This window comes from Polyangium sorediatum (assembly GCF_029946465.1).
Lineage (GTDB): Bacteria > Myxococcota_A > Polyangia > Polyangiales > Polyangiaceae > Polyangium > Polyangium fumosum.
The window spans coordinates 449,697-474,546 of the sequence record NZ_JARZHI010000002.1 but is presented as its reverse complement, the minus strand read 5'-3'; the positions used below and the strand labels follow the sequence as shown (position 1 = coordinate 474,546).

The following is a 24,850-nucleotide window of genomic DNA, read 5'->3' as shown; positions in this document are numbered from 1 at the left end:
AAGACCCCGCAGACATGGCAGCGAAGCCTTCGGGCGTCGATAAAATACGGGTGCTCATCGCCGACGATCACATCACGGTGCTGGAGGGCCTGGCAGCCATCATCAGCCGCCAACCCGACATGGAGGTCGTGGCCGAGGCCTCGAATGGCCGGCAGGTGGTGGAGCTCTGGCAACAATATCGTCCGGACGTCGCGCTGATCGACATCCGCATGCCCGTGCTCGATGGCGTCGCGGCGATCGAAGAGATCCGGAAGAACGATGCATCCGCCCGCTTGATCGTCCTCACGACGTTCGACACCGACAATGACCTCCTCAACGCCGTCAAAGCCGGCGCCAAGGGGTATCTCTTGAAGGATTCGCGCCGGGAGGAGCTCCTCGACTGCATCCGCAGGGTGCATCGGGGGGAGACGTGCCTTCCTGCATCCCTCGTGCAGAAGCTCGCGGCGAGCCTGAGCCGTGAAGCCCTCACGAGCCGCGAGGTCGAGGTGCTGGAGTATCTCGCGCGCGGGGAAAGCAACAAGGAGATCAGCACACTGCTCGGCATCGGGGAGACGACGGTGAAGTCGCACCTCCGGAGCATTTTTCGCAAACTCGACGTGCTCAGCCGGACAGAGGCCATTGCCACCGCGAGCCGCCTCGGGCTGATCAAGCTGTAGCGCGCCGCGGACGCCGGAGCGCGCTGTGCCCTTTGGATCAGGGCAGAGACCGAACGAAATCGAGCAGCGCCGCCGAGCCGACTTGCGCCGTCGCGCCGGCCGGCAGTTTCCGGACGAGCCACGTGACCTCATATGTGGCCGATGCGCCGGGAGCAATCTCCGCATATCTCCCTTGGTTCTCCACCTCGACGTAGCCGCCTTCCGCAGCCGACTGCGCGAAGATCTCCACCTCACCCTCGCCGGGCGCCTGGGTCGACGAAGGCACGTCGGCAAACCTCTTCAAGAACAGGAGGTCCCCCGCCACATGCGCGACCCAACCTTCCTTGCCATCGGCGTTCAATTTTTTCTGCTGGCCGTCGGGCGGATGGGCCGCGCCATCGAACCAGGTCACGCTCTCCGCGGATTCGACAGGCAGGGGATTGGAACCTCCGGGGGTGAACTGCGTGTCCCCCGTCGGGAAGAAGGTGAGTCCCCCCTGGGCCACGCGCGTCACTTCCCACGGCGCGACCGAGAACGGCGCATTCCCCGTGTTCCGGATCGTGTAGGTGACGACCACAGCCTCGCGCGAAAAATCGGCGGCGAACGCTTTTTCGATCGAAAGCGTCTTCCCCGCGTAGCTCGCCTGCGGACCTGCGAGGCGGAAGGACGATTCGTCGATCGTCGGCGTGTACGTACTGGAATCAACCGCGGCGGGCGGCGGCCATCCCCAGTCGCTCTGGGGGCTCGTCCAGAAGGTGGAGCCCCAATTCACCGCGTTCACTGCGGCATCGGTGAGAAGCTCGATGCCGTCCCACCGGAGCGCGCTGATCCGAGCGCCCTTCGACGGGTCGACCTCGAAGTAGAGCGAGCTGAACTCGAGAACGAGAACCCCGTCGCGCTCGATGGGCCCGTCGAGCATCTCGACGGGACCCGCGCCGCCCCCTCCTTCTCCACCACTTGAGGATCCGCCGGTCGACGCGCCGCCGGTCGCACTGCTCGAACTGGTTGCCGAAGCGCCGCCTCCACCGGTCGTGTCGTCGGGGCTCTTGGCACTGCAACCGAACAGCAGGGTCAGCATGAGAAGCGTGGCCGAGGCAGGAAGGTGATTCATGGTTCCTCTCGGGGAGTTTCTTCAGAGGAGAACGTTTGCGGTCGTCTGTCAAGGCTCATGGTGTCGACCGCCGGCGCCGCCACATAGTAAATGACTGAATTTGCCTATTATTTTTCTTGGGGCTGTTCGTGCACGCGTGGTAGGCAAAGCGACGTGAGCCAGGGTATGAGTGACTTCAGCGTTGCTCTCGCGACGGGGCTTGTCGTGCTCGCCGCTGGGGGCTTGGCCGCCGGCTGTATCGGTCCCCAAGGCGCCGTCGAGCCGTGCCCGCCTTGCCCTTGTGAGAATCCCTCGTCGGGGGCAAGCGCCTCGGACGCGCCGCCTGCTGCGGCGCGCAGCGATCTGCCCGTCCCCGATCCGGTCGTGCCCACGGGCCCCATGATTTGGGATGGCGGCGGCATCTCGAACTTGCCCACGATCGAGCCGCCCGGGAGCTGGTTCGTCTACAGCGACAAAACCGCGGCCGGCGCGAAAAAGCCACCTTCGGTCGAGGAATTCACGAGCGCGATCGAGAACGGGGCGATCCACACGACGGGGAAGGGCTATACCGAATGGGGCGGCGGCATCGGCACGAACTTGTGCGGCGCGCCGCTGCTCACGCCGGTGGATGGAACGAAATACAAGGGCATCCGGTTCAAGGCTTCCGGCTCGACGCCGATGAAGTTCCTCGTGGCCACGGTGGACACGATGCCGGAGTTCGGGCGCTGCAAGAAATGCTACGACCATTTCACGGTCGCCATCACCAATCTCTCGGCGGAGATGAAGACCTACGAGCTCAAGTGGAGCGACCTGAAGCAGCTCGGATGGGGCGACAAGGCCAAGCTGGACACGAAGGCGCTCGTCGGATTGAACTGGACCTCCAAAGACGCGGTCGCGTGGGACTTCACGATTGATGACGTAGCCTTCTTGGAGTGATCCATGCGCTCCTGTGTCCTCCTTCCTGCGTCTGCGCTCGTCATGGCGCTCGTCTCCGGCTGCGGGCGGGGTTCGTACGACCCTTCGGATCACCTACGCCCGACCCCGCCTCCCAAGGCGCTCCCGGAGAACGTTGATTTCGAGCTTCGAGAGGAGTTCGACGGCCCCTGCACGGCGCGAACGACGATCGACGTGAACCTCGGGAATACGCCCGAAGCGTTCGTCCGTGCGACACATTGCCAAATTCACGGCGCAGAGCCGAGCGCCGAGCAGATCACGGACTGGGCCGAGCAGCTCCGGACCCGTGAATGGGTTCGACGGATCGACGTCGTGCGTAGCCTTTGCAGCGACGCGGGCAAGAGCTGTCCCCTGACCTACTCCGATCCCTGGAAGGAGCAGGTGCTGCTGACGACGCCGTGTGTGCGAAAAACACAGCGCGACGTAGGCGCCGTCTTGATGTTCTTCAGCGAGTGCCCCGGTGGGGTCAACTGCGATCTGGATTGGGCCAATACCCACGCGAGCGGCATGGCTGCACCCCATCGGCTCCACGCGTTCGGCGCGGCAGCAGAGGGTTATTACCATCCGGACAACGCTGGGTTTTGGAAGCGCGAACTCCTCGATGCCCGCTGGGCGGGGCTCCAGTTCCTGCTCGTGAACACGTACGGCCCGGACCTTGGCCGGCTCGGCCGGCTGAGTGAGGCCCTCGCCGACCTGGATGGAGGCATCCAGATTGCGCTCCTCGACGATACTTGGTCCTGGGGGCGGGCGCAGCAGCCGCCGCCCTGGAACGTCGCCCCGAATCTGGCCGACGCCGAGGGCGCCGCGCAGGTGATCTATCAGGCAAAGTGGAAGCCGTTCTTCGATGCGATCGCGCCCGAGCACTGGTACCGCGTCGAGGACAGACCGTTCATCTATTTTTACAACGCTGGCACCCTGAAGCCGCTCACTGCTGCAGCGCCTGTGGTCGCTCGGCTGAAGGAGCTCTTCGCCGCAGATTTCGGCGTCGAGCCGTTCGTCGCGGTGGATCGCGCGTTTTTCCAGGACCCCGGCATGCCGGCCGTGGCGGATTCGCAGTTCCTCTGGGATACCTTCGGCGACGAGGACAGTCATTTCAACCTCAAAGGCGTGACGCACGACCACTTCATGGTGAAGTGGGATTCCATCGGCCGCGATCACCCAGGCGATCTCGCGACCGACAACGATCGGCTCGTGAAGGGCCCGCAGCTCTTGCAGGAGGCCCTGGGCAGCTCCGCGGCGTCCGATCTTGCGGTGTTTGCCACCTGGAACGACCTCGGCGAGGGGACCGGCATCCACCGCAACTACGACTACTACCATCAGGGACAGTGGCTCACGCCGCACGCCTTCATGCGCCTCCTGCGCGCCGCGCAATGCGAGGAGTAGAAGTGGCCTCGTGCCACTTCTAGTGTGCGCGCGCCGTTCGACGGCGAGGACGACCGGGGGGCGTGGGCCGGTCGACCGCTGGCACGACCAAATTGCATCCCGAGAGGGATCCCGATTGCATCCCGAGTAAATGCTACGCGTTGACCATGATTCGCATTGACGGTGCCGGTACAGTTCGCCGAATCTGTGCACGAGCTGATCACGACAGCGACGAACTCTCGAAACTCACGAGGAACGGGGCGAGACTATGAAACGGAATCGTGCGTTGCATCTCTCCATCTACACCGTTTGTGGCGCCTTGGCGCTCGCGTCGGCGTGCTCGTCGGGCACGGGCGACCCCAACGGAGGCGCCGGCGCCGGCAGCGCCAGCAGCAGCGGGAGTGGCGGCGGCAGCAGCTCTTCGAGCAGCGCAGGCGGCAGCGGCGGCAGCGGCGGTTCAGCCCCTCCCAGCGTGTGTGACGACAACGTTCGCGTGCTGACCGTCGACGATGCGTTCGTGGACGATTTCGAGACCGATATGGCGTTCCCGGGTTGGTACTCGTTCGCGGACACGGAGGCCGCCAACTTCAGCAAGATTGCCCGTGAAGGCGAGGGCGCCGTCATGACGACCATGGCCGCTCACGTGAGCGGCACCGGCATCAAGGCGCCGACCGACGGCGGCTTCGGCGCAGGCTTTGGCTTCGGCCTGAAAGATGCCAACGGGGCGTGTGCCGGCATTTCGGCCTTCGACGGCATCTCGTTCTGGGCCAAGGGGACCTCGGGCGCCGACAATGCGCTCCGGATCCAAGCCGTGCATCCGGCGACACAAGCCAAGGCGGACGGCGGCGACTGCGAGACGAATTGCTACAACCACCCCGGCAAGAGCATCACGCTGACGTCGGATTGGAAGCAATACACGATCAAATGGAACGAGCTCGCAGGGTCGGTGCAGGTCAAGGACGTCATCCTCGGCCTGAGCTGGATCACACCGGGCCCTGATTTCGACATCTGGATCGACGAGGTGACCCTGTTCGCAGGCACGGCGCCGACCGGTCCGATCGGGAAATGAAGCCGCGAAACGTCGCGACCGGCCTCGAGTGGGCGCCCCTCCTGGGGCCGGTCGCGCTGATTTCGGGCCTGCTCTCGGGCTGCTTCGACCAAACGATGAGCCAGGCCGAGAGCCCCGAGCCGAGCCCCGGGGCAGCAGTCGGCGTGGGGCCTCGGACCCAAGCGACGGGAGCACGAGCCATGAGCCATCCCATCGACGAAAAGGACCTCGGACCGTTCAAGCTCAAGCCCGAGTGGACGGGTCCCTGTGAGCGCGCGGAGGTCGTCGACGTCAACCTCGGACACGCGCCCGAAGCCTTCGTGCGCGCGGCCCATTGCCAGATCACGGGCAAGGAGCCGAGCGCCGAGGTCGTCCGCGGGTGGGCCGAGAAGCTCCGGAGCCAATCGAGGACCCGCCGTATCGATGTCGTGCGGACGCTCTGCGAAGAGGAAAAGCGCACCTGTCAGCTCGCCTATTCGGACCCTTGGGAAAACCACCCCGAGTTCGTGGGCGCTCCGGTCAAGAAGCTGAAGCGCGACATCGGCGCCGTGTTCATGTACTTCTTCAATTGCCCGAACGAGGTCAATTGCAAGATGGATTGGGCCAACACGCACGCGCCGGGCATGGCCGAGGAGCATCCGCTGCTCGGCTTCGGCGAGCGGAAGGCCGGCTATTACGTGCCCTCGAACCCCGGGTTCTGGCGGCGCGAACTCGTCGACGCGAAGTACGCGGGCCTCGATTTCTTGCTGCTCAACACGTATGGACCCGATATCGAGGATGGCAAGCTCGAGCCACTCGCGAAGGCGCTCGCGAGCCTCGACGATCCGGTCAAGATCGCCTTCTTCGACGATACCTGGACCTGGGGTCAGCCCTACTTCTCCGAGGCCTGGAAGCAGAAGCCCGATCTCAACGACACGGAAGCGGCGGCGAAGCGAATCTACGAGATGAAGTGGAAGCCCTTCTTTTCGCAGGTGGACAAACGCTACTGGTATCGCTTCAAGGGCAAACCCTTCGTCTACTTCTACAACGCGGGCACGCTCCTGCCTCGCACCAAGTCCTCTGCGTTGATCACGAGGCTCAAGGAGATGTTCGTCGCGGAGTTCCACGAGGAGCCGTTCGTCGACGCGGACTCTGCTTATTTCGAGGATGCGGCCATGGAGCGCGTGGCGGATGCGCGTTATCAGTGGTTTACGTTCAACTCCCCCGAGCGCCGCAGCCGTTCGACGCTCAAGGGCCACATCATCGATCACGCGATGGTCAAGTGGGACGCGGTGGGCCGTGATCTTCCCGGGAAGCTTCCCCGCCAGACCGACTTGATCATCAAAGACGCTGCCGTCTTTTCGCGCGTGCTCGAGGAGACGCGTGACGCCGAGCTGCTCGTGATCGCGACCTGGAACGATCTCGGCGAGGGGACTGGGATCCACCGCAACTACGACTACTACTTCCATGGGCAGTGGCAACGCCCCGACTACTTCATGCAGCTCATCCGGAAGTCACAGAGCGGACAATGAAGGTCGAAATTTGGATGGCAGGGGCCCTCCTGTGCACCGCGGCTGCCTGCTCCCTTGAGGGGAATGCGGGTCGCGTCTGGCTCACCGAAGGGCTTGCGGCGGCTGTGCCGTGGGCCAATGGAGCGGTACCGCTCCGGAACCAGAATGGCGCGCTGGTCGCGCCCAACGAGCCCGTCTATCCGCCGATCGGGGCGGAGACGCCGGATCCCGGCTCGCGCGCGGTCGATTGCAGCGGGCTATCCGGCATTGAGCTTTCGCCCTTTTGGATCGAGACCTTCGAGGCCGATCCCAGCCTCCCGAACGCTGTGGGCGTCGCGGAGGGGTGGTCCGCATACGACGACGAAACCTATGGCTCCTTTCGTGTGCCGGGCGACGCGGCGTGGTACCCCGGGCTCTTCGGGCGCTACAAGGAAAAATGGGGCCTCGCGGCCGATCGGATCACGAATGGACCGAGCTGCGACGGCCAGCCCAATGGCTGGGCCTTGCATTTCCGCGGCGGGCGCTTCAACTATTTCGGCGCGGGCCTGGAGCACCCGCTCGCCGCCATCGTGCCCTGCCCTTCGGGCTCCGATGTCTGCCCTCAGCCGCCTGCCCCGGGCGCGACCGTGGATCCGGTGGGCCTGCCGCTCACGCGTCCGGACGGGCACGATTTCGAGCAACCGGAGCCGCACCGCTACTGGGACCTTAGTCGGTATGATGGCGTCACGTTCTGGGCGCGTCGTGGTCCGGACAGCCAGCCCGGCGTTCTGGTCGCGCTCCATGACAAGCATACGAGCGACGCGCTCAACCGCGAGCATCAGACATTCTGCCGTCGAATCAAGGCGTGTCGCCCCAAGTGCCAGAACGGCTTGCCCTGCACGGTCGAGAATCCGGACGCGCCGGTGCCGACGCACCGCTGCTTCGATCCCGCGGTAGGCATGGCGCCGATCGCCGAGCCGGCGTTGCTCGAGGAGCTTTATCCCGTCTGTGGCCCGAGCGCATGCCAGTCACCGGATTACTATTACGATCGGGACCTGGACGGCACCGAATGCAAGGCCTACGATTTTTCGGGAGCGCAGGCTGGTTATTATTGTTACGGCAGCGAGGCGCCGCCCGCGGAGGAGGAGCGCTGCGGCGATGGTTGGGTCGCGTCCATCCGCCTCACCACCGATTGGCAGCTCTTCGTGATCCCGTTCAGCGAATTCCGCCAGGTCGGGTTCGCGAAACATGCGCCGTTCCTCGACCTGCGCTCGATCAACATGCTTGCGCTTCAGCTTCCGGTCGGGTTCGCAGACGTATACATCGACAACGTGACCTTCTATCGCCGCCGGTGAGGGATCCGATGAGAAGGCTTTCCGAGCTCGTAGCGCTCGCGTGGGCTCTCGGTACCATCGTGACGACAAGGGCGGCCCTCGGGCAGGAGGCGCCTCCAGAACCGCCGCCCGTTGCGCCACCCAAAGAGCCGGACGCCATCTCCGCGCCGCCTCCGTCGCCGAAAGCGCCGGAGAAAAAAGATGCGCCCGTCGCGCCTCCGAAGGCACCTGCTGCGAAGACCGCGTCGCCTCCGCCGCCCGCTGCCAAGAAGCCGCCCGTCCCCGCATTGCCGCCAAAGGGCTACATCCCGGGCTCGCGCCGCTCCGTGGGGCTCGGCCTCTCCCCGTTTGCTCCGAGCGGGCCAACGCTGCCGGGCGGCGCGACCATTCCCTTCAGCGTGCCGGCCGAGGAGAGCAGCGAATTCACCTTCAAGTTCAGCGGCTTCATGAGCGCCGCGCTCCGGCTCTCTGTCGACGAACGTGAACGCGCGACGCCCAGGCAATTCGAGACGACGCTGCTCGCGCCGCCGCAGACGCCCGATCTCTACGGCGCCGTGCGAGGCACGAACGCGCCGCTCGGGAGCTGGGTCGAGCTCCGGTTCGATTACGGCAATGCCAACGTCAAGGCGGTCGTGAAGCTCAGCACGTGGAAGCCGTCGGCAGGAGAAACCTGGCGCGAAACCACGAGCCAAAATTTCTTGAACGAGGCGTTTCTCCTGTTCACGGCGCCCGTGACCGCGGATCTGACCCTGAACTGGACGGTGGGCGTATTCCGCAACGCGTACGGCTCGCTCGGACAATACGGGGCGGGCCAGTACAACGCCGCGATCGTCGGCTCGCCCTTCGGCGTCGGCGAGACGCTCAGCGCGAAATACAAACTCTCGAGCTCGCTCTCGCTCTTCGCGGAGCACGGCGTGATGGGGCGGTTCAGCAAGGTGCCGCTCGGCGGCGGACCGAATGTGTACGACCACGACGCGAATCCCTCGCGGCCCTCGGCCTTCGTCCACCACGCGCACGTCGGCCTGGGCATCGAGGGCGATGTACCGTTCGTCTTTGGCCTACATTACCTCAGCAATTTCGCGCAGGACGAGCGCGACCAGATCGACGACCCCAAGACCCCGTTCCTCGACGAAGGCCTGCGCCCCGACCCGCAGATGACCGTGCTCGGCGCCGACGTTCGCATGATCAACAACCACCTCGGCAACTTCGCCATCGCGGCCTCGTACGCCGACGCGACGTACGCGCATCTGCTGACGGGCATGAATTACTACGGCGCCGACACCGGCGAGCTCCTCACCAAGCGGCTCCTCGGTCAGGCGGGCGGAGGCACGGGCAAGCTCCTCATCGCGGGCTTCGAATACAACTTCAGTTGGTCGAAGTTCCTCTGGCACCCGACGGCCTTCTGGGGCGAAGGACCCGATCTCATCACGAGCGTATTCGCGAATGTCGGCACCGTGCTCGAAAGCCGCGATCCGAGCTTCGACGGCCGTACGCTTTACAAGCTCGGCGCGGAGGCAACCTATCGCTTTTTCTCGTGGCTCGCGCTCTCCGGCCGCTACGATTACGTCTCGCCGAACTCCAAGGACCGCGAGGAGAGCTTCCACGTCATCAGCCCGAAGCTCGTCTTCCGGAGCAACTGGAACAGCCACGAGCATGTCACGCTGAGTTACACGCGCTGGTTTTACGGTGCGCATTCCCGCGGCGAAGCTCCGAACGATTACACGCGCGAGGAGCTCGACAACCAAATGCTGGCCCTCACCTTCGGGATGTGGTGGTGATCATGAAGGAGCCCATGGGTTCATGCGCACGCGGGGCGCGCGCTCTCTTCCTTTCGCTCTGCACCCTGTCGTTCGTCACGAGCGCCGCGTACGCCCAGGATGACAAGGAAAAAGACAAAGAGAAAGAGAATGCCGCCGCCTCGGACACGGGGCTCGGCCTCACGCCCGGGACGCCGGTCGTCGCCACCTTGCCCGGTGGAATCGGCCCTTCGTACGGGAAAAAGCCCGCGAGCGAGCAGGATTATGCCTTCGACTTCCACGGCCTCATCACGATGCCGCTGCGGCTCGGGCTGAACCAGCGCGAAGGATTCGTGACGACCGAGCAGAAAAACCTCGTGCTCCACGCGCCTCCCGTGGTGCCTGATTATCGCGACTCCTTCGCGGGCACGACCGTCGTGCCACAGCCGTATGCGCAGCTCGCGTTCTCGTACGGAAACTCCATCGTGACCGGCACGGCCATCATCAAGGCGTGGACGGCCACCACCGCGGCGAGCTTCTTCGATCCCACGCTCCAGGGGGGCATCACCGACGCCTTCATCACGTTCAACCTCCCCAACCTGGCCAAAAACACCTACTTCGCCATCAACGTGGGCGCGTTCTCGAACCGCTATGGCACGATGGGCGAATACGACGAAGGACGCTACGGCACAGCCCTCATCGGCCGCACCAATGGCGTCGGCGAGAACATCGTCGCGCGCCTCTCGCTCGGCAACGTGGTGCTCGCATTCGAGCAAGGCTTCCAGGCGCAGCTCGACAAGCCGCCGATCGGGCTCACCACCGACGGCTGGAACGGGTTCGCCGATCCCAACACCGGCACGAGCCTCGTCATGCACGAGCACCTCGGGATCACCTTCCGGCGCCAGCTCACGCTCGGCCTTCATCACATGCGCGCGTGGAGCCAGGACGATCGCGCCTCGCAAGCATTCACGCCCGACGGCACGATCACCGTGCTCGGCGCGGACATGCGTTTCTCCGCGAGCCACCTCGGCCACGTCTATGTCGGCGCGTCGTACACGGACGCCACCGACGCGCGCTCGGTGGGCCGGATCCTCTCCGTCATGAACACGCAAGGGGGGCCCGATCTGATGCGCAATTATCTCGGCCCGAACAGCGGGGGAACCGGCGAGCTCATCACGCTCGGGGCCGAATACGGCGTGAGCCTCGCGCGCCTGCTCCTCTATCCGCGCGACTACGATGGGAAGAGCCGCGACATCCTCCTCTCGGCCTTCGGGATCTATTCCCACGTCAAGAGCGACGATCCCGCGTACAATGGGGACCACAAGGTCAAATTCGGCGCCGAGGGCACCTATACGCTCGCGTCGTTTTTCGCCGCCTCCCTGCGCCTCGACCACGTGCGACCGACGAGCAACGTCGACGGGCGCGAGTTCACGATCATCTCGCCGCGCCTGATCTTCCGCACCAACTGGCAATCACGCAATCAGGTCGTGCTCCAGTATTCGCGCTTCGTGTACGGCTCGAACCCGGTCGTGCGGAGCGGGTATCCGGCGGTCGACGACCCCATGCTGAGCCCTGATGCGGACATGATTTCGCTCTCGGGGAGCATGTGGTGGTGACGACGCCGAGCTCTCCTCCGGCAAACGCCGAATCTCCTTTCGACCTTCTGCAAGGTGGGGTGCCATGAAAACACGCGCATTCTCGTCGACCTTCGGAATCCTCGTGGCGGTGGGCATGGGGCTCCTCGCCAACGTCGCCTGCTCGACCGCCCCGGATCCCCCCGCCGGGAACGGCGAGAGCATCGGGGGCGGCGGGAGCGGCGCCGGCGCCGGCGGGACTGGCGGCGATGCCGGTTCCGCCGGCGCCGGAGGCCAGGGCGCGGGCTCGGGCGGGGCGGGAGGACAGCCCCCGGGGCCGTCGGGGGGCGGCGCGGCGGCGCCGTTCGTCGAATACGAGGCCGAGGTCATGGAGACGAACGGCGTCGTGCTCGAGCCAACCCGCGCCTTCACAGCGGTCGCCTCCGAGGCGTCGGGCAGGCAAGCCGTCCGGCTCTCCAACGTCGGCGACTACGTGCGCTTCAAGAATCAAGGCCCGTCGAATTCGATCGTCGTTCGGTACTCCATCCCGGACGGCGGCAGCGATTTCTGGACGACGCTCAGCGTGTACGTGAACGACGAGCTCCGCCACAAGCTGCCCGTAACCTCGCGTTATGCGTGGACCTACGGTGATCACAACCATTTCAACCAGCCCGACCAGAACAACCATGGCCTCGGCGTGCCGCATCACTTCTTCGACGAGTCACGGGCGCTGCTCTCCGACATCCCGGCGGGCGCGACCATCATGCTCCGAAAGGACGCGTCGGACACGGCGGCAGAGTACGTGATCGATCTGGTCGACATGGAAACGGTCGCGCCCCCGCTCCCGAAGCCCGCGGGATATCTCTCCCTGATCGACGATTGCGGGGGCACGCCAAATGACGCAAGTGACGACTCCGGGGCCCTGCAACATTGCATCGATCGCGTGCAGGGCGAGGGGCACGCGGGGCTCTACCTGCCGCCGGGAGAGTTCAGGAGCCTGAGCAAGCCGCTCAGCCTGTCGAATATCACGGTCCGCGGCGCCGGCATGTGGCACACGACCGTCTCTGGCTATTTCGCGCGCTTCGACTGCTGGGGCAACAACTGCAAGTATCACGACTTTTCCGTGTTCGGCGACACGATCCAGCGCAAGGACGACTCGCCGGAAAATGCGTTCGGCGGCAACGGCAGCTCGGGCTCGCTGCTCGAGAACATCTGGGTCGAGCACGTCAAGGTCGGCTACTGGACGGGGGCCGACACGAATGGTCTCGTGATCCGCAACTGCCGCATGCGCAACTTGTTTGCCGACGCGGTGAACTTCTACGGCGGAACGAGCAACTCCATCGTCGAATACACGCACGCGCGGAACACGGGAGACGACGCCTTCGCGTCGTGGTCCCCCGCCGACCGGGCGCTCAACCGCAAGAACGTGTTCCGGAAAAACCTCGTGCAGGTGCCGTGGATGGCGAACTGCTTCGGGATTTACGGCGGCGAGGACATCAGCGTCGAGGACAACGTGTGCGCCGACGTCGTGCAATATCCCGGCATCCTGATCGCTCGGCAGTTCGGCTCGCATCCCTTCAGCGGGATGACGCGGATCGAGCGCAACACGCTGCTTCGCGCGGGCGGCTCCGCGTACAACCAGGAGCACGGCGCCTTCAAGCTCCACGCCGCCCAGGGGCTGCTCCAGCACGTGACCGTGAACGACCTCGAGATCATCGAGCCGACGCACGCGGGCATTCACATCGAGGGCCCGGCGGCGATGGACAGCATCTGGTTCAACAAGGTCAACATCAAGAAGCCACGAACCGCCGCGTTCCATCTGAGCCCCGGCTCGAACGGAGCGATGGACGCGGCCTATGTCGTGGCGACCGAGGCCCCGGTCGGCGTGATCGATCAGTCGCAGGGCCAGTTCAAGATCCTGCCCGGCGCAGGAAACGCGGGCTGGTAACGCGCCCGTTCAGAGCGCCTCGTGCAGAGCGGCTTGCTCTGCGCGAGGCACCGCGGCGCTGCGCGCGTCGTCGAGCACGAGCGCGAGCGTGAAATTCTCGGCTCGATTCTCGAACTCCACGCCCCCGTCCTCGACGCGCAATGTCTGGCCATCGAGCGTGATCTCCTTGCCCCGGAAGCCGTGGAACACGAGGCGCAGCGCGTGCCTGCGAAACTCGGGAAAGCCGCGCCCCGTCACCGCCGCCGACACCGAGAGCGCGGCGCCGCGTCGCGTGAGGCGGAACATCGTTCGATAATAGGCGCCGCGCGCGAACGAGAGGGTAAGACCGTCATCTTCGTGGAGCTCCGAGACAAACTCGCCGTCCTCGTCCGGCACGAAGACGTGAAGCACGAGCCGCTCCGGCGCATGATCCATCGTCGACGCCGGGGCCGATTCGTAGCTCGGGATGACGTATCCGCCGCGAGCGAACAGCGGAATCCGATCGAGCGGCGCCTTCGCGGTGATGAACTGTCCACCGGCATGACGCTCCTCCGTGTACCAATCCACCCAGGTCCCCTCGGGGAGGTAGACCCGGCGCTCCGTGCAGCCTTCCGTGCAGACGGGGGCGACGAGCAGCGCCTCCCCGAGCAAATATGCGTCGTCCGTCTCGCGCGCGTGCGGATCCTGCTGAAAATCGTAGACGAGCGGTCGCGCAATCGGATCCCCCGACGCGCTCGCCTGGAAAAACGCGCTGTAGAGATAGGGCAGCAAGCGATAACGGAGCTGGATCGCATGGCGGCAGATCGCTTCCACCTCGGGACCGAACGACCAGGGGTATTGGTCGGGCTCGCCCCAGTGGTTGTGATAGCGGCAGAACGGCGTGAGTGCCCCGCATTGGACCCAGCGCGCGGCGAGCTCCGGGCTCGGCGTCGAAACGAACCCCGGGATGTCCGCGCCGATGAAGGGCTGCCCGGAGATGCCCATGGCGAGCGCCATCGGGACGCTCATCTGGAGGTGCTCCCAATTCGAGCAATTGTCGCCGAGCCACTGCGCCGCGTAGCGCTGGATGCCCGCGGATCCGGCGCGGCTGAGGACGAAGGTACGGTGGTCGGGCCGCGCCTCGGCGAGGCCTTCGGCCGTGGCTCGGGCCATCAGGAGCGCGAACTGGTTGTGATAACGCTCGTGGGGGTGATCTTCCCCGTCGCGATCGAAACGCATGGCGAACGGCTCGATGTCGCCCGTCGCGGGCTCATTCATATCGTTCCAGATCCCGGCGACGCCCGAGGCGACGTGCTGGGCGACGAGCGAGGCCCACCAAGCGCGGGCCTCCGGCTTGACGAAGTCCGGGAATGCGCTGCGCCCGGGCCAGACTTTGCCAATATAGAGGTTCCCGGATTCTGTCTTGCAGAGCAGGTTCCGCGCGCGGGCCTCGTCGAACACCGGGTAACCCGGCTCGACCTTCACGCCGGGATCCACGATCGTGACCAGACGGAACCGGCTCTCTTTCAGCGCGTCCAGGAAGCGCGGCGCGTCGGGGTATCGGGTCGGGTGCCAGGTGAACACGCGGTAGCCATCCATGTAGCCGATGTCGAGCCAAAGCACATCGCACGGGATGCCGCGGTCTCGATATTGCCGACCGATGGCGGAGATCTCCTCGTCCGTGTAGTGGTGATATCGGCACTGATGATGACCGAGCGCCCAGATCGGCGGCGCCGCCATCCGCCCCGTGACGAACGTGTACGCGCGGAGCGCTCCGCGCAGATCCGGACCGGCGAAGACGTACTCGGTGTACTGTCCGCCGGCGAAGGCATACCGGTAGGATTGCTCCCCGGAGAACTCGAAGTTCCCCTTGTAGCCGTTGTCAACAAAAAATCCCGCGACCCTCGCTGCGTCGTCCGTGGAGCTGCAATGGTAAAAGAGCGGGATCGACGTGTAGTAGGGGTCGAACTCCGTGCTCTTGCCCGACAGCGTGTGGTCGGCTTCGTACAGGTGGTTCAGGCGGAGCACGTCCGGATGCAGGATGTCCGTGTTCCAGAGCGCATAATTCTGGCCACGCCGATCGAACGGGCCCGTTTTTTCGCCGAGCCCATAGATCGAATCACGCGGGGAAAGCCGCCGCGTCACGACAAATGCATCATTGAGCTGCACATACCCCCGCGCGTGGCCCTCGTCGTCGCGGTAATCCTCGAAGATCACCGAGCCGTCCTCGCGATAGGCGTCCATCGCGAACGGCCGCTTCGAGATACGAAGGCGGATGCGGGCCGTCTCGACGAGGATCTCGTTGGGCGTATCTTTGACCTCGAACGGCGGCGGCGCCGGCATTTCAAAGCACGCCGCGAACGTCGGGCTCTCGTCAAAAGAACCCGCCTGGGAGATCTTCAGGCGCAATACGTCAGGAAAAAGCACGTCGACCCGCACCTTCTCCTCGCCGACGCCGAGGAGAAGGCCGCGCTCTGTCTGCTCGACCCAGTCGACGTCGCCCAGCGGGACGTAGTCCGTGCAGTCGATCGTCTTTCGCACCATGACGCTCCTCTGTTCGCCCGACGCCTCGAGGCCGCGCCTCGGTTCGAGCGAACTCTTCGTGTTTTATTGCCCGACCCGAAATGAGTCAAGGCGGATTCATGATTAACTATCCCTGTTTACCAAGCGTTCTCTGCCGCATCACGCCATCCGAACGAGCGGACGCGCGCGGCGCGTCGACGCGCGAATGCGCGCGCCGTCGCCGCACAACAAATGGTTCGCTATGATTTCGTTTCTATCGACGCCGCGTCGCGATTCGCTCCCCGACCGCGCCGGGCGCAAAAAAATGCACGCGCTCCGTATCGATGAAGACCGGCAAGGTCTCGCCGACACGAATCCCCGCGTGCGCGTCGACGTGCGCGACGGCGTGCGGGTGACGCTCGGTCGCGAGGACCACGTCCATCTTGTCCCCCAGGGGTTGAATCAGCGTGACGCGCATCGGGATCGCATTCTCCGCGGTCGCAAAACGCGCGCTCGCCTGGTCCGACATCGCCTCCGGCCGCACGCCCATCACGACGGCCGCCCCGGCGCGCGGCGCGAGCTCGGCGCTCGCCCACGACGGTACCGAAACCTTCGCCGTCCCCTCGTCGAAGAGCAAGCGATCCCCCTCCCGCACGAGCTGCCCTTCGAAAAAGTTCATCGGCGGGCTCCCGAGAAACCCGGCGACGAAACGATTGGCCGGGTTGTGGTAGATCTCCAGGGCGCCGTCACATTGCTGAATCACCCCGTCCTTCATCACGACCACACGATCTCCGAGCGTCATCGCTTCTTCCTGATCGTGGGTCACGTAGACGGTGGTCGCATGGAGGCTCATGTGGAGCTGCTTGATCTCCGCGCGCATCTGCACGCGGAGCTTCGCGTCCAGGTTGGAGAGCGGCTCGTCGAAGAGAAAACACTTCGGCTCACGCACGATGGCGCGCCCCACGGCGACCCGCTGCCGTTGCCCGCCGGAGAGCGCCTTCGGCTTGCGATCGAGCAATCCTTCGATCCCGAGGATCTTGGCCGCGCGCATCGCCTTCTCGTGAATCACGGCCGCGTCGAGCCCGCGCAGCTTGAGCGCGAAGACCATGTTCTCGTAGACCGTCATGTGCGGGTAGAGCGCGTAGCTCTGGAACACCATCGCGATGTCGCGATCCTTCGGTGGCACGTCGTTCACGACACGGTCGCCGATTTTGATGGTGCCGGAGCTGAGCTCTTCGAGCCCGGCGATCATCCGGAGCGTGGTCGACTTTCCGCAGCCGGAGGGCCCCACCAGCACGACAAACTCTCGATCGGCGATCTCCAGGTTGAAGCCATCGACGACCTTGACGCCGCCCTCGTAGACCTTCACGACGTCCTTCAGCGTCACGCTGGCCATGTTCGCCTCGCTCCCCCTGTTCGTCGCGTCCCTCGCGGCACGCGAGCGAAGCTCCCGGCGCCGCGCGAGGGCGCTTCGAGGTGTTGCCTGCCAATGACGCGGGTCAGGGCTGGACTGTTTCCTCTTCCACGCTCGCGGCTGTCGCCGTGGAAAGAGGACGCGTCAACTCTCCAAGAAAACGTGCTGGAATGAGGCGCGAGGGGCACGGCGCACCCTCGCGGTGCGCGTCGATGAGGTCTTTGCCCGCGCAAAGGACCTCCCTCACGTCGAAGCCGATGTGCTCCACGCCCTCCGACAAACCGAGCGGCCGCGGCCAGTTGCAATGGGCGAGCACGTAGACGTCCTCGCCCGCTTTCAACTTCGCGCGCTGGAGCCCCGCGAGCACCGGCGGGATCAGGTTGTCGTCCATGACGAAGATCGCGTCCGGTCGGCTCCTGCGGTCGAACATCAGCTCGGTCAACCGCTCGCACCCAATCGGCGCTGCGTGCACCGTGAGCAACCGGTCGGGCTTCAGGCCAAACCCTTCGAGACACTCCTGGGCTGCGGCGAGCTTCGGCGCGTGCGGTGACATGACGGCAATACGCAGCCCCTTTTCCAGCAAGCGCGCCGAGGCCCGCTCGATCAACCCCGCAAAGTCGAGCGTGACCAGGCTCGCGTGTGGCAACGGCGCCCCGATCGCGACGCGCGGCAGCCCGGGCTTCTGCAGCACGGGGAGCAGATAGAGCATCGCGGAGTTGACGAGCAATACCCCCGCCGCCGATCCACGCGCCTCCACCTCGCAGAGCTGCCGGTACTCGGGGTTGTTGGCGCGGCCGTCCACGCCCACGAGCGCGCTCACCTGGCCGGCAATCCCGGTCTCGCCCCGCTCGATGACCTCGTGGGTGATGGATAAAAACAGCGACCACTCGTTCGAGCCCGGCTGCTCGCTCGTGACCCACACATAACGGTCGTGATGCGGGAATCGCTGCGTCACGAAGACCTTGCGCTGCCCCTTGACCGTGAGGAGACCTTCTGCCCGGAGCGTGTCGAGCACACGTACGACGGTCGGTCGCGTGACGCCGAACTGCTCCATCAACGCGTCGTACGTCGGCAGCCGCGAGCCTGGCGCGTAGCGCCCTGCCAGGATCTGCTCTTTGAGCAGTCGAGCGATGGCTTCGACTTTTCGCGATGGCATGGTCCGACGCGCAGACTATCACGGCGGTCCTCCTGCGGGGCAAGGTGCTCGTCGTCGGCTCATGGCAGTGCCTCGGTGACGCTCCGCGTAATCACGTCGTCGTCTCGCTCAACCTTCGAAGCTCTGCGTCGAGCTCATGCCTTGAAAAAGGGCCCGCTGGACGATGAAGAAGAGGACGACGATCGGCAGCGTGGTCATGACCGAGGCGGCCATCAAGTAGTGCCACTGGGTTCCGCCTTCCTGGCTCTGGTACGCCTGAAGTCCCAACGTCAGCGTGTATGTGCTCTGATCGGTGAGGAACAGGAGGGGGCCCAAGAGGTCATTCCACGAGTACATGAGCTGAAAGAACGCGACGACCACGAGCGGCGCCTTGGAGAGCGGCAGGTACATTTGCCAGAAGATGCGAAACTCCGAGGCGCCGTCGAGGGTCATGGCCTCCGGCAGGCTCTTCGGGATTCGCATGAAGAACTGCCGCAGCAGAAAGATGCTGAAGGCGCTGCCGAAAAAGGTGGGCACCCAGAGCGGCTTCAGGGTGCCAATCCAGCCGAGCGTTCGGTAGACGCTATAAAGCGGCACCATGACGACCGGGAAGGGCACCATCATCGTCGCCAGGGTCAGGCCGAACATCAGGTTTCGCCCCGGCCATTCGAGGCGCGTGAAGCTGAACGCCACGAGCGCGCTCGACAACGTCGTCCCGATCGTCGCGAGCGTGCAAACGAACACCGTGTTGAGCGCGTACCGGAGGAACGGGATGTACTCGATGGTCGCGGCGTAGTTCCGCCACTCGATGGGGCGCGGGAGCCACACGGGGTCGGGGGTCAGCGTTTGCTCGATGGGCTTGAGCGAAGTGGATAGCATCCACAAGACGGGAAAGACGAACACCAGCGAGCCGACGATGAGCAGGACATGAACGACGGCCCTCGACCACGGTCGCTGGCGAAACGTGCTGCTGAAGGGGGAATCTGCGGCGGCCATGGTTCACGCCCCTCCATAGTGGACGCGGGTATGCCCGAGCCGGTGCGCCAGCGCGGTCAATCCAAGCACGACCAGAAACAGGATCCACGCCATGGCGCAGGCGTAACCCATGCGTAGGAAGTAGAACGCATTCTCATGCATGCGCTGCGTATAAAACAACGTCGCCCGCGCGGGGCCGCCCGCCGTCATGATGTAGGGCGTCGCGAACACCTGCAGGGCGCCGATGATGCCCATGATCGCATTGAAGTAAATGACTGGCGAGATCATGGGGATCGTGACGTGGCGGATCTTCTGCCAGAAGCTCGCGCCGTCGATGTCGGCGGCTTCGTAGATCGAGCGCGGCACGTCCTGCATCGCGGCGAGCAGCGTCAACACGGTCTGTCCGACGGTCCACGTGCTCACCAGGATCAACGACGGCAACGCGAAGCGCCGCTCGGCGAGCCAGGAGGTCTTCGGAAAGAGCCCGAAGCTCGCCTCGTGCAAGAAATGGTTGATGACGCCGAACTCGCCGTTCAGCATCCAGATCCAGATCGTCGCCCCCGCGACCACCGGGACGAGCGTGGGCAAAAAGAGGAGCGTGCGGTAAATGCTCGATCCCCGCAGCTTGGCGTCGAGCAGGAGCGCAAAGAACAGCGCCACGGTGAGCCCGAGCGGGAGCGCGATGACCACGTAGATCAGCGTGTTCTTCAGCGCGATCCAGAACACCTCGTCCTGAAAGAGATCAACGAAGTTCTGAAGCCCGATCCACCGCGGCGGCGACAGGACGGAATAATCGCAAAAGCTATAGACGATCGACGACGCCACCGGATAGGCGAGAAACACGAGGAGCCCGATGCCCCAGGGGGAGAAAAACGCGAGCCCCTTCCGCAACGAGGCATTCGAGCGCACCGGCTTCTCGACGCCGCTCACCTTGGCGAGCCTCCTCCGCTCGCGCCGGGCGGCCCCGACGAGCCCCACGCCAAGGAGCCCGATCAGGCCGAAGGGGAGAACGGAGAGCCAGCGCGACGGCACGGCGTCTTGCCGATGGCGATGGCGGTCCCATGATTTCTGCACGACTGTCTTGACGTCGCCGAGCGCCTGATCGGCCGTCGCCTCCCCGAGCCACAACCGCTGCGATGCATTCCGAATCTCGAGGGTGTACTCGTTCCAGACGCTGATCCGCGGCTGCGGCGTCGCCCCCGGGCTCGCGGCGAGGTCCTGGAGGCTCTTGATGAAGGGGTTCTTGTGCGCCCGGTAAAACTCCGGACTCACGCTGCGGAGCGGCGAGAGCTTCCGTTGTCCCAGGCAGAGCTTTTCCATGGGACCTTGCTGCGTGAGGTATTCGAGAAACTCGAAGGCCTCGTTCGGGTGTTTGGCGCCGCTCGGGATCACCAGCATGTCGGCGTCGGCGATGGCGACCGGCGGTCCGCCCTCTTTCTCGGAGGGGAACGCCGCGGCGCCCCAGCGCATCTCGGGGCTGAACTTCTGGATGAAGTTCCCCATCCAGATCCCCTGGAGCACCATCGCGAGCTTGCCGCTCAAGAACGGGTTCTGCGCCGAAGCGAAATTGCCGAACGAGCTCGTGAAATTCTGGAGCTGCCCGGCGTCGTGGCGCCTCCCGTAGCCCTGGAACCAGGAAAACGCCCGGACGTTCTCCGGCGAATCAATCGTGATGTTCGCCCCTCCATCCCAGAGCCGCGCGCCGAACCAGAAACCCCAGCCATAAGGCCACCAGTTCGTGTCGGCCGGCATGAACCCGAGCTGCGCGATCCTGCCACCCTCGACGACCGTGAGCTTCTCCGCCATCGCGTCGAGCTCGGCGATGGTGCGCGGCGGGCGATCCGGATCGAGCCCCGCTTTCGCGAAGAGATCCTTGTTCCAGTAGAGGCTCACCACGTTGGGCACGGAGACGACAGCCCATACGTGGTCCCGATAAACGCCCATGTCCCAGTACACCGGCAAGAAGCTCTCGCGGTCGAGGTGTGTACCGCGCATGAGCTCGTCGAGCGGGACGAGCGCGTTTTTCTCGGCAAAGTCGGCGATGTCGGCCGCGAGCAGCCCCGCGATGTCCGGCGGGTCGCCGCCCGCCGTCGCGATCAGCGTCTTGTGCTGGTACTGGGAGACGGACTGGTAATCGACCCAGATCCTGGATTGCGAGCGATGGAAGTCCTGAAGGACGGACTCCATCGCCTCCTTCTCCATGCCGGTCCATTTCTCCCAGTAGCTCACCCGCACGCGCCCCTCGGGCGACGGCGGGGGCGACCCCTGCGCGCGTACGGCGGGGGAGATCAACGAGCAGAGCGCAATGGCGAGCACCGAGAGGAGCGCGACGAGGGTACGTCGCGGCCGAGCGCTGCTCGACCGAGAGGCACGGGCGAAGGGCGCCGCCAGGCGGGCGGGGGCCGCCCATTGCTGAACGTCGAGGCGATCCGACGAGCAACGGCGCATGGCGCGGGACTCTAGCCACGCAGGGGCCGAGAATACAATCGAAAACTGGGTCAAATTCGAGTGTTTACCGGGACGAGGGAGGCGCCCCGCCGCCGCCCGCGAGCGGGTCACTTCGGGACGTCGTCCGGCAGGATCCCACACTCTCGGAAATCGAGGCTCGTCTCGATGCGGAAGTTGGAGCCGCCGGGGTTTCTCTCGGCCTGAAAGAGGTCGAGCTTGTAGACGTTGCCCACCGTGATCCCGAGTTCGGCCGCGCGCACGTCGAGGTTCACGTTGCCCGTGAGCGGACCGTGGATACCTCCGATGTCCACCGCGAGCTTGTCGTTGATGAACACGAACACGTCGTCGTCGCCGCGGAAGTTGAAGACCTCGCCGCCCTTGTACTCGAACGCGGTGTGCAGCTCGATCGTGAACAGGAAGTTGTGCGGGCCGACGTCGTTGCCGCCGATCTGCACGTCCCCCGGCGAGGTGTTGAACTTGTCGAGCGGGAAGAAGCTGTTCGAGTCGAACAGGAAGTACCCCTCCTTTTCCGGGTCGGGCTGGAGCCACAAATCCATCACGTAAGGCACGTTCACGCCGGCGACGTTCCTGTACCAATCGTCGAAGGACTCGATCACGTCGAGCGGCATACGCGCGGGGTTGATGTCGGGCTTGCGGTCGGCGGGGAGGAGCGGGAGGATCTGCCCTGTGTAGAGGCCGGGATCGATCCACGACGCCGGCTTCTCTTCGCCGAAGTCGATGTGCGCCTGCGTGAAGTCGCGCGCGATGGCGCGTAGCACGTTGGCGCAGACGTTCTGGCTCGGCTCGTTGAAATCAGCGAGCGGCCCGAGGATCTTCCAGCCGCCATAGGTCGTCTCAGCGGTAAAACCCGCAGGCAACGTCTCGTCAATCTTCGGAGGCGGTTTGTCCGGCCCGCCCTCGCCCCCGCTCCCGCCGCTGCCTACGAGGATGAGCCCCCCTTCGCCACCCGAGCCACCGCTCGAGCTCCCCCCGCTGCCGCTGCTGCTGCCTCCACTCCCTCCTTGCCCGGCAGGTGTGGCGCTGCAGGCGATCAAGCCGAGGATTGCAACACTCAGAGAAGCGAAGAGGAGCGGGCGTCGAAGCATGTGTGGAACGATAAACAAACTCAGGTCAATGATCAGTACATTGCGTACTTTTACCATCCGCTCCGCGAACAGATCGTCTCTGCGCCGCATTGCGTCAGGATCACGCGACGAATCGGCGCGAAAATTCCATATGGATCGCTCCTCGTGGCCGCGTCGGTAAAACCGAGCCATTGACTACGAATTTGATGGATCGCGACCATCTCGTGTTGTTAGGGCTGAACGGCAGTCCACTCGATTGGGGGCTTCACCATGGATCGGATCAAGCGTATGCAGCCCGTGCTGAATCGGCGCCGCGCCGCGGGGACGCGCGCGCTCGTCTATGCGTGTCTCCTTTCGTGCGCCGCGTGCAGCGCGACCTCCGGCGCCAACACGACCGGAAGCGGCGGCAGCGGCAGCGGCACGGGCGGCGGCGGCACCGGCGGCACCGGCGGCGCCGGGGGGGATATCTCCGTCGGCGTGGGAGGACTCGCCATTCCGGACGGGGGCACGGAAGAGGACGGCGGCATCGTCGAGACGTTGCCCCCGGCCTTCCTCGCGACGGAGGTGGGGGGCTACAAGCTCGGAGGGCCGACCAGCGAGGGCTCGGGCAATGGGGGCGGAGGCCCGAACGAGAACGAGGCGTGCGGCAATGTCCTGGTGGCCATCGTTCGTGACTTCAAAGGCAGGAGCGAGGCGGGCGGGCACGTCGACTTCGAGGGCCCCTTGTACGGCAACGATATCACGAAGGGCCTCGTGGAGCCGATCCTCGGCCCCGACGGCAAGCCCGTCTACGCGTCGCAGTGCGAAGAAGGTCACCCGGCCCCGCCGCCGACGTGCCCCTTCGGGCCCGAGACGACGACGAAGGCAAACTTCGATCAATGGTATCGCGACACGGCGAACGTGAACAAGCCCTACCTGCTCCAGTTGTGGCTCGCTCCCCAGCCGGGCGGGCTCTTCACCTTCCAGAGCCTGTCCTTCTTTCCGCTCGACAGCGCGGGCTGGGGCAACTCGGGCGTCGACAAGGAAGGCGTGATCCGCAACTTCAGCTTTACCACGGAGCTGCACACGCGGTTCCAATACAATGGCGGCGAGACCTTCCTGTTCGAGGGAGACGACGATGTGTGGGTCTTCATCAACGGAAAGCTCGCCGTCGATCTGGGTGGCCTTCACCCGAAGGGATCGACCGCGGTCGTCCTCGACACGTCCGCCGAGCAGCTCGGCCTCGTGAAAGGGAAGGTGTACCCGCTCGACCTTTTCCACGCGGAGCGGCACACGCCCGAGTCGACGTTCCGGATCGACACGAACCTCTCGTTCGTGAATTGTGGGCCGGAAGTCCCCAAGTAAAAACGTGTTCCCCGGCCACGAACACGCCGTGGCCGGGGAACAGGGGCTCTCGGTCGTCCGTCAGGGCTCGATGCCCCACACCACCGATTGACCTTGGTACATCAGCACCACGTTCGCCCAATCCATCTGCATCGAGGCCGCAGCGTTGAACGAATGGTCCCCGGTCTGCGTGAAGCTCTGGGACATGAAGTTCTGAACGGTCCACGAGAACTGCAGGCGGGAGCCGGGCGAGAGCATGGTGCCGCCCGTGAAGCCGAACGCCAGGTACGTATCGGCAGACGCCACGGGCATGGCCATCGGCACGACCTCGACGCTGATATTACCCGTCGGAAAACCCGCGTTGGCGCCACCCACGACGCCGACATTCGCCCAGTTGACGGTCTTCATGAGCGTCGCAGCGACTTCATTGGTCAGGTAATAACGAAGGGTCAGATCATTGAGGTTCACCGGCTCGTTGCCGTTGTTGACGATCCAGAACTGGGAGCCGATGGCCGCACTCGTGGCGGCGCTGATCTCCACCTTGTACTGAACCACCATGCCGGTCGGGCCGCCGCCAGCGCCGCCCGCGCCGCCGCCCCCGCCGGCGCCCCCCGCGCCGCCACCCCCGCCACTCCCTCCCGCGCCCGACGACGCAGACGAACTCGATGATGAGGACGAGCTCGACGATGCAGACGAGCTCGACGACGCGGACGAGCTCGACGCGCCTCCCTGACCGGCTCCTCCCGCGCCGCCGGAGCCGGTCCCGGCGCCAGCACCGGCGCTCTGGTTTTCGGGCTCGCCCGTGAGCCCCTCGGCACAGCTCGCGAGAATGAGCGTCGATATGAGCAGGAGCGCGGCGG

At 65.1% G+C, this 24,850-nt stretch carries 19 protein-coding genes; 11 read left to right on the top strand and 8 right to left on the bottom strand.

Annotated features, from left to right (window positions below):
- Nucleotides 1-14 precede the first annotated feature (14 nt).
- Nucleotides 15-656 carry a response regulator gene (locus QHF89_RS04125; RefSeq protein ID WP_136965960.1) on the top strand — a complete coding sequence of 214 codons (642 nt, stop codon included), beginning with the start codon at nt 15-17 and terminating at the stop codon, nt 654-656.
- A 37-nt stretch (nt 657-693) separates the two neighbouring features.
- Here QHF89_RS04125 and QHF89_RS04120 read toward each other — a convergent pair whose 3' ends face one another.
- Nucleotides 694-1,746, bottom strand: a complete 1,053-nt coding sequence (locus tag QHF89_RS04120; protein ID WP_136965961.1) for a DUF4380 domain-containing protein — start codon at nt 1,744-1,746, stop codon at nt 694-696.
- A 153-nt stretch (nt 1,747-1,899) separates the two neighbouring features.
- Between QHF89_RS04120 and QHF89_RS04115 the strand changes: the two genes are divergently transcribed.
- The 8 genes from QHF89_RS04115 (at nt 1,900) to QHF89_RS04080 (ending at nt 13,150) form a co-directional block, all read left to right on the top strand.
- The gene (locus tag QHF89_RS04115) at nt 1,900-2,661 is read left to right on the top strand and encodes a hypothetical protein (protein ID WP_136965962.1); all 762 of its coding nucleotides are present in this window, start codon (nt 1,900-1,902) and stop codon (nt 2,659-2,661) included.
- A gap of 3 nt (nt 2,662-2,664) precedes the next feature.
- Nucleotides 2,665-4,062, top strand: a complete 1,398-nt coding sequence (locus QHF89_RS04110) for a DUF5010 domain-containing protein (protein ID WP_136965963.1) — start codon at nt 2,665-2,667, stop codon at nt 4,060-4,062.
- A gap of 247 nt (nt 4,063-4,309) precedes the next feature.
- Nucleotides 4,310-5,110, top strand: coding sequence for a hypothetical protein (locus QHF89_RS04105; protein WP_284720029.1), 801 nt, complete (start codon nt 4,310-4,312; stop codon nt 5,108-5,110).
- Entirely contained in the window at nt 5,107-6,600 is a 1,494-nt protein-coding gene (locus QHF89_RS04100) for a DUF5010 domain-containing protein (protein WP_136965966.1), read from the top strand. The genes QHF89_RS04105 and QHF89_RS04100 overlap by 4 nt, the downstream gene beginning before the upstream one ends.
- Nucleotides 6,597-7,913 carry a CIA30 family protein gene (locus tag QHF89_RS04095; RefSeq protein WP_284720028.1) on the top strand — a complete coding sequence of 439 codons (1,317 nt, stop codon included), beginning with the start codon at nt 6,597-6,599 and terminating at the stop codon, nt 7,911-7,913. The genes QHF89_RS04100 and QHF89_RS04095 overlap by 4 nt, the downstream gene beginning before the upstream one ends.
- An 8-nt stretch (nt 7,914-7,921) precedes the next feature.
- On the top strand, nt 7,922-9,670 hold the full coding sequence (locus QHF89_RS04090) for a hypothetical protein (RefSeq protein ID WP_136965968.1): 1,749 nt from the start codon (nt 7,922-7,924) through the stop codon (nt 9,668-9,670).
- Nucleotides 9,671-9,672: 2 nt separating this feature from the next.
- Nucleotides 9,673-11,244 carry a hypothetical protein gene (locus tag QHF89_RS04085; protein ID WP_284720027.1) on the top strand — a complete coding sequence of 524 codons (1,572 nt, stop codon included), beginning with the start codon at nt 9,673-9,675 and terminating at the stop codon, nt 11,242-11,244.
- Nucleotides 11,245-11,308: 64 nt separating this feature from the next.
- A complete protein-coding gene (locus tag QHF89_RS04080) occupies nt 11,309-13,150 on the top strand; it encodes a carbohydrate-binding protein (RefSeq protein WP_284720026.1) in 1,842 nt (613 codons plus the stop codon).
- A 9-nt stretch (nt 13,151-13,159) separates the two neighbouring features.
- Here QHF89_RS04080 and QHF89_RS04075 read toward each other — a convergent pair whose 3' ends face one another.
- The 6 genes from QHF89_RS04075 to QHF89_RS04050 form a co-directional block, all read right to left on the bottom strand.
- Nucleotides 13,160-15,652 (bottom strand): glycoside hydrolase family 31 protein, encoded by a 2,493-nt coding sequence (locus QHF89_RS04075; protein WP_136965971.1) that lies wholly within the window; start codon nt 15,650-15,652, stop codon nt 13,160-13,162.
- Nucleotides 15,653-15,884: 232 nt separating this feature from the next.
- Nucleotides 15,885-17,006 (bottom strand): ABC transporter ATP-binding protein, encoded by a 1,122-nt coding sequence (locus tag QHF89_RS04070; RefSeq protein ID WP_136928050.1) that lies wholly within the window; start codon nt 17,004-17,006, stop codon nt 15,885-15,887.
- Nucleotides 17,007-17,109: 103 nt separating this feature from the next.
- A complete protein-coding gene (locus tag QHF89_RS04065; protein ID WP_136965972.1) occupies nt 17,110-18,180 on the bottom strand; it encodes a GntR family transcriptional regulator in 1,071 nt (356 codons plus the stop codon).
- A gap of 108 nt (nt 18,181-18,288) precedes the next feature.
- A complete protein-coding gene (locus tag QHF89_RS04060; RefSeq protein ID WP_136965973.1) occupies nt 18,289-19,155 on the bottom strand; it encodes a carbohydrate ABC transporter permease in 867 nt (288 codons plus the stop codon).
- A gap of 3 nt (nt 19,156-19,158) precedes the next feature.
- Nucleotides 19,159-21,582 (bottom strand): extracellular solute-binding protein, encoded by a 2,424-nt coding sequence (locus QHF89_RS04055; RefSeq protein WP_284720025.1) that lies wholly within the window; start codon nt 21,580-21,582, stop codon nt 19,159-19,161.
- A gap of 107 nt (nt 21,583-21,689) precedes the next feature.
- Nucleotides 21,690-22,688, bottom strand: coding sequence for a fibro-slime domain-containing protein (locus QHF89_RS04050; RefSeq protein ID WP_284720024.1), 999 nt, complete (start codon nt 22,686-22,688; stop codon nt 21,690-21,692).
- Between the two features lie 249 nt (nt 22,689-22,937).
- On the opposite strand from QHF89_RS04050, the gene QHF89_RS04045 reads away from it, so the two are divergent.
- Nucleotides 22,938-24,011: a fibro-slime domain-containing protein gene (locus QHF89_RS04045; protein ID WP_136965975.1), complete on the top strand. Its 1,074-nt coding sequence runs from the start codon at nt 22,938-22,940 to the stop codon at nt 24,009-24,011.
- A 60-nt stretch (nt 24,012-24,071) separates the two neighbouring features.
- Here QHF89_RS04045 and QHF89_RS04040 read toward each other — a convergent pair whose 3' ends face one another.
- A complete protein-coding gene (locus QHF89_RS04040; RefSeq protein ID WP_284720023.1) occupies nt 24,072-24,548 on the bottom strand; it encodes a cellulose binding domain-containing protein in 477 nt (158 codons plus the stop codon).
- Here QHF89_RS04040 and QHF89_RS04035 point away from each other — a divergent pair.
- Nucleotides 24,547-24,723, top strand: a complete 177-nt coding sequence (locus QHF89_RS04035) for a hypothetical protein (protein ID WP_284720022.1) — start codon at nt 24,547-24,549, stop codon at nt 24,721-24,723. The two genes, QHF89_RS04040 and QHF89_RS04035, sit on opposite strands and share 2 nt — an antisense overlap.
- Nucleotides 24,724-24,850 lie beyond the last annotated feature (127 nt).

Coding starts and splice junctions, on each gene's coding strand:
- QHF89_RS04125 (WP_136965960.1), top strand. CDS start 15: ATGGCAGCGAAGCCTTCGGGCGTCGATAAAATACGGGTGCTCATCGCC.
- QHF89_RS04120 (WP_136965961.1), bottom strand. CDS start 1,746: ATGAATCACCTTCCTGCCTCGGCCACGCTTCTCATGCTGACCCTGCTG.
- QHF89_RS04110 (WP_136965963.1), top strand. CDS start 2,665: ATGCGCTCCTGTGTCCTCCTTCCTGCGTCTGCGCTCGTCATGGCGCTC.
- QHF89_RS04105 (WP_284720029.1), top strand. CDS start 4,310: ATGAAACGGAATCGTGCGTTGCATCTCTCCATCTACACCGTTTGTGGC.
- QHF89_RS04100 (WP_136965966.1), top strand. CDS start 5,107: ATGAAGCCGCGAAACGTCGCGACCGGCCTCGAGTGGGCGCCCCTCCTG.
- QHF89_RS04095 (WP_284720028.1), top strand. CDS start 6,597: ATGAAGGTCGAAATTTGGATGGCAGGGGCCCTCCTGTGCACCGCGGCT.
- QHF89_RS04090 (WP_136965968.1), top strand. CDS start 7,922: ATGAGAAGGCTTTCCGAGCTCGTAGCGCTCGCGTGGGCTCTCGGTACC.
- QHF89_RS04085 (WP_284720027.1), top strand. CDS start 9,673: ATGAAGGAGCCCATGGGTTCATGCGCACGCGGGGCGCGCGCTCTCTTC.
- QHF89_RS04080 (WP_284720026.1), top strand. CDS start 11,309: ATGAAAACACGCGCATTCTCGTCGACCTTCGGAATCCTCGTGGCGGTG.
- QHF89_RS04075 (WP_136965971.1), bottom strand. CDS start 15,652: ATGGTGCGAAAGACGATCGACTGCACGGACTACGTCCCGCTGGGCGAC.
- QHF89_RS04070 (WP_136928050.1), bottom strand. CDS start 17,006: ATGGCCAGCGTGACGCTGAAGGACGTCGTGAAGGTCTACGAGGGCGGC.
- QHF89_RS04065 (WP_136965972.1), bottom strand. CDS start 18,180: ATGCCATCGCGAAAAGTCGAAGCCATCGCTCGACTGCTCAAAGAGCAG.
- QHF89_RS04060 (WP_136965973.1), bottom strand. CDS start 19,155: ATGGCCGCCGCAGATTCCCCCTTCAGCAGCACGTTTCGCCAGCGACCG.
- QHF89_RS04055 (WP_284720025.1), bottom strand. CDS start 21,582: ATGCGCCGTTGCTCGTCGGATCGCCTCGACGTTCAGCAATGGGCGGCC.
- QHF89_RS04050 (WP_284720024.1), bottom strand. CDS start 22,688: ATGCTTCGACGCCCGCTCCTCTTCGCTTCTCTGAGTGTTGCAATCCTC.
- QHF89_RS04045 (WP_136965975.1), top strand. CDS start 22,938: ATGGATCGGATCAAGCGTATGCAGCCCGTGCTGAATCGGCGCCGCGCC.
- QHF89_RS04035 (WP_284720022.1), top strand. CDS start 24,547: ATGCCGGTCGGGCCGCCGCCAGCGCCGCCCGCGCCGCCGCCCCCGCCG.
- QHF89_RS04040 (WP_284720023.1), bottom strand. CDS start 24,548: ATGGTGGTTCAGTACAAGGTGGAGATCAGCGCCGCCACGAGTGCGGCC.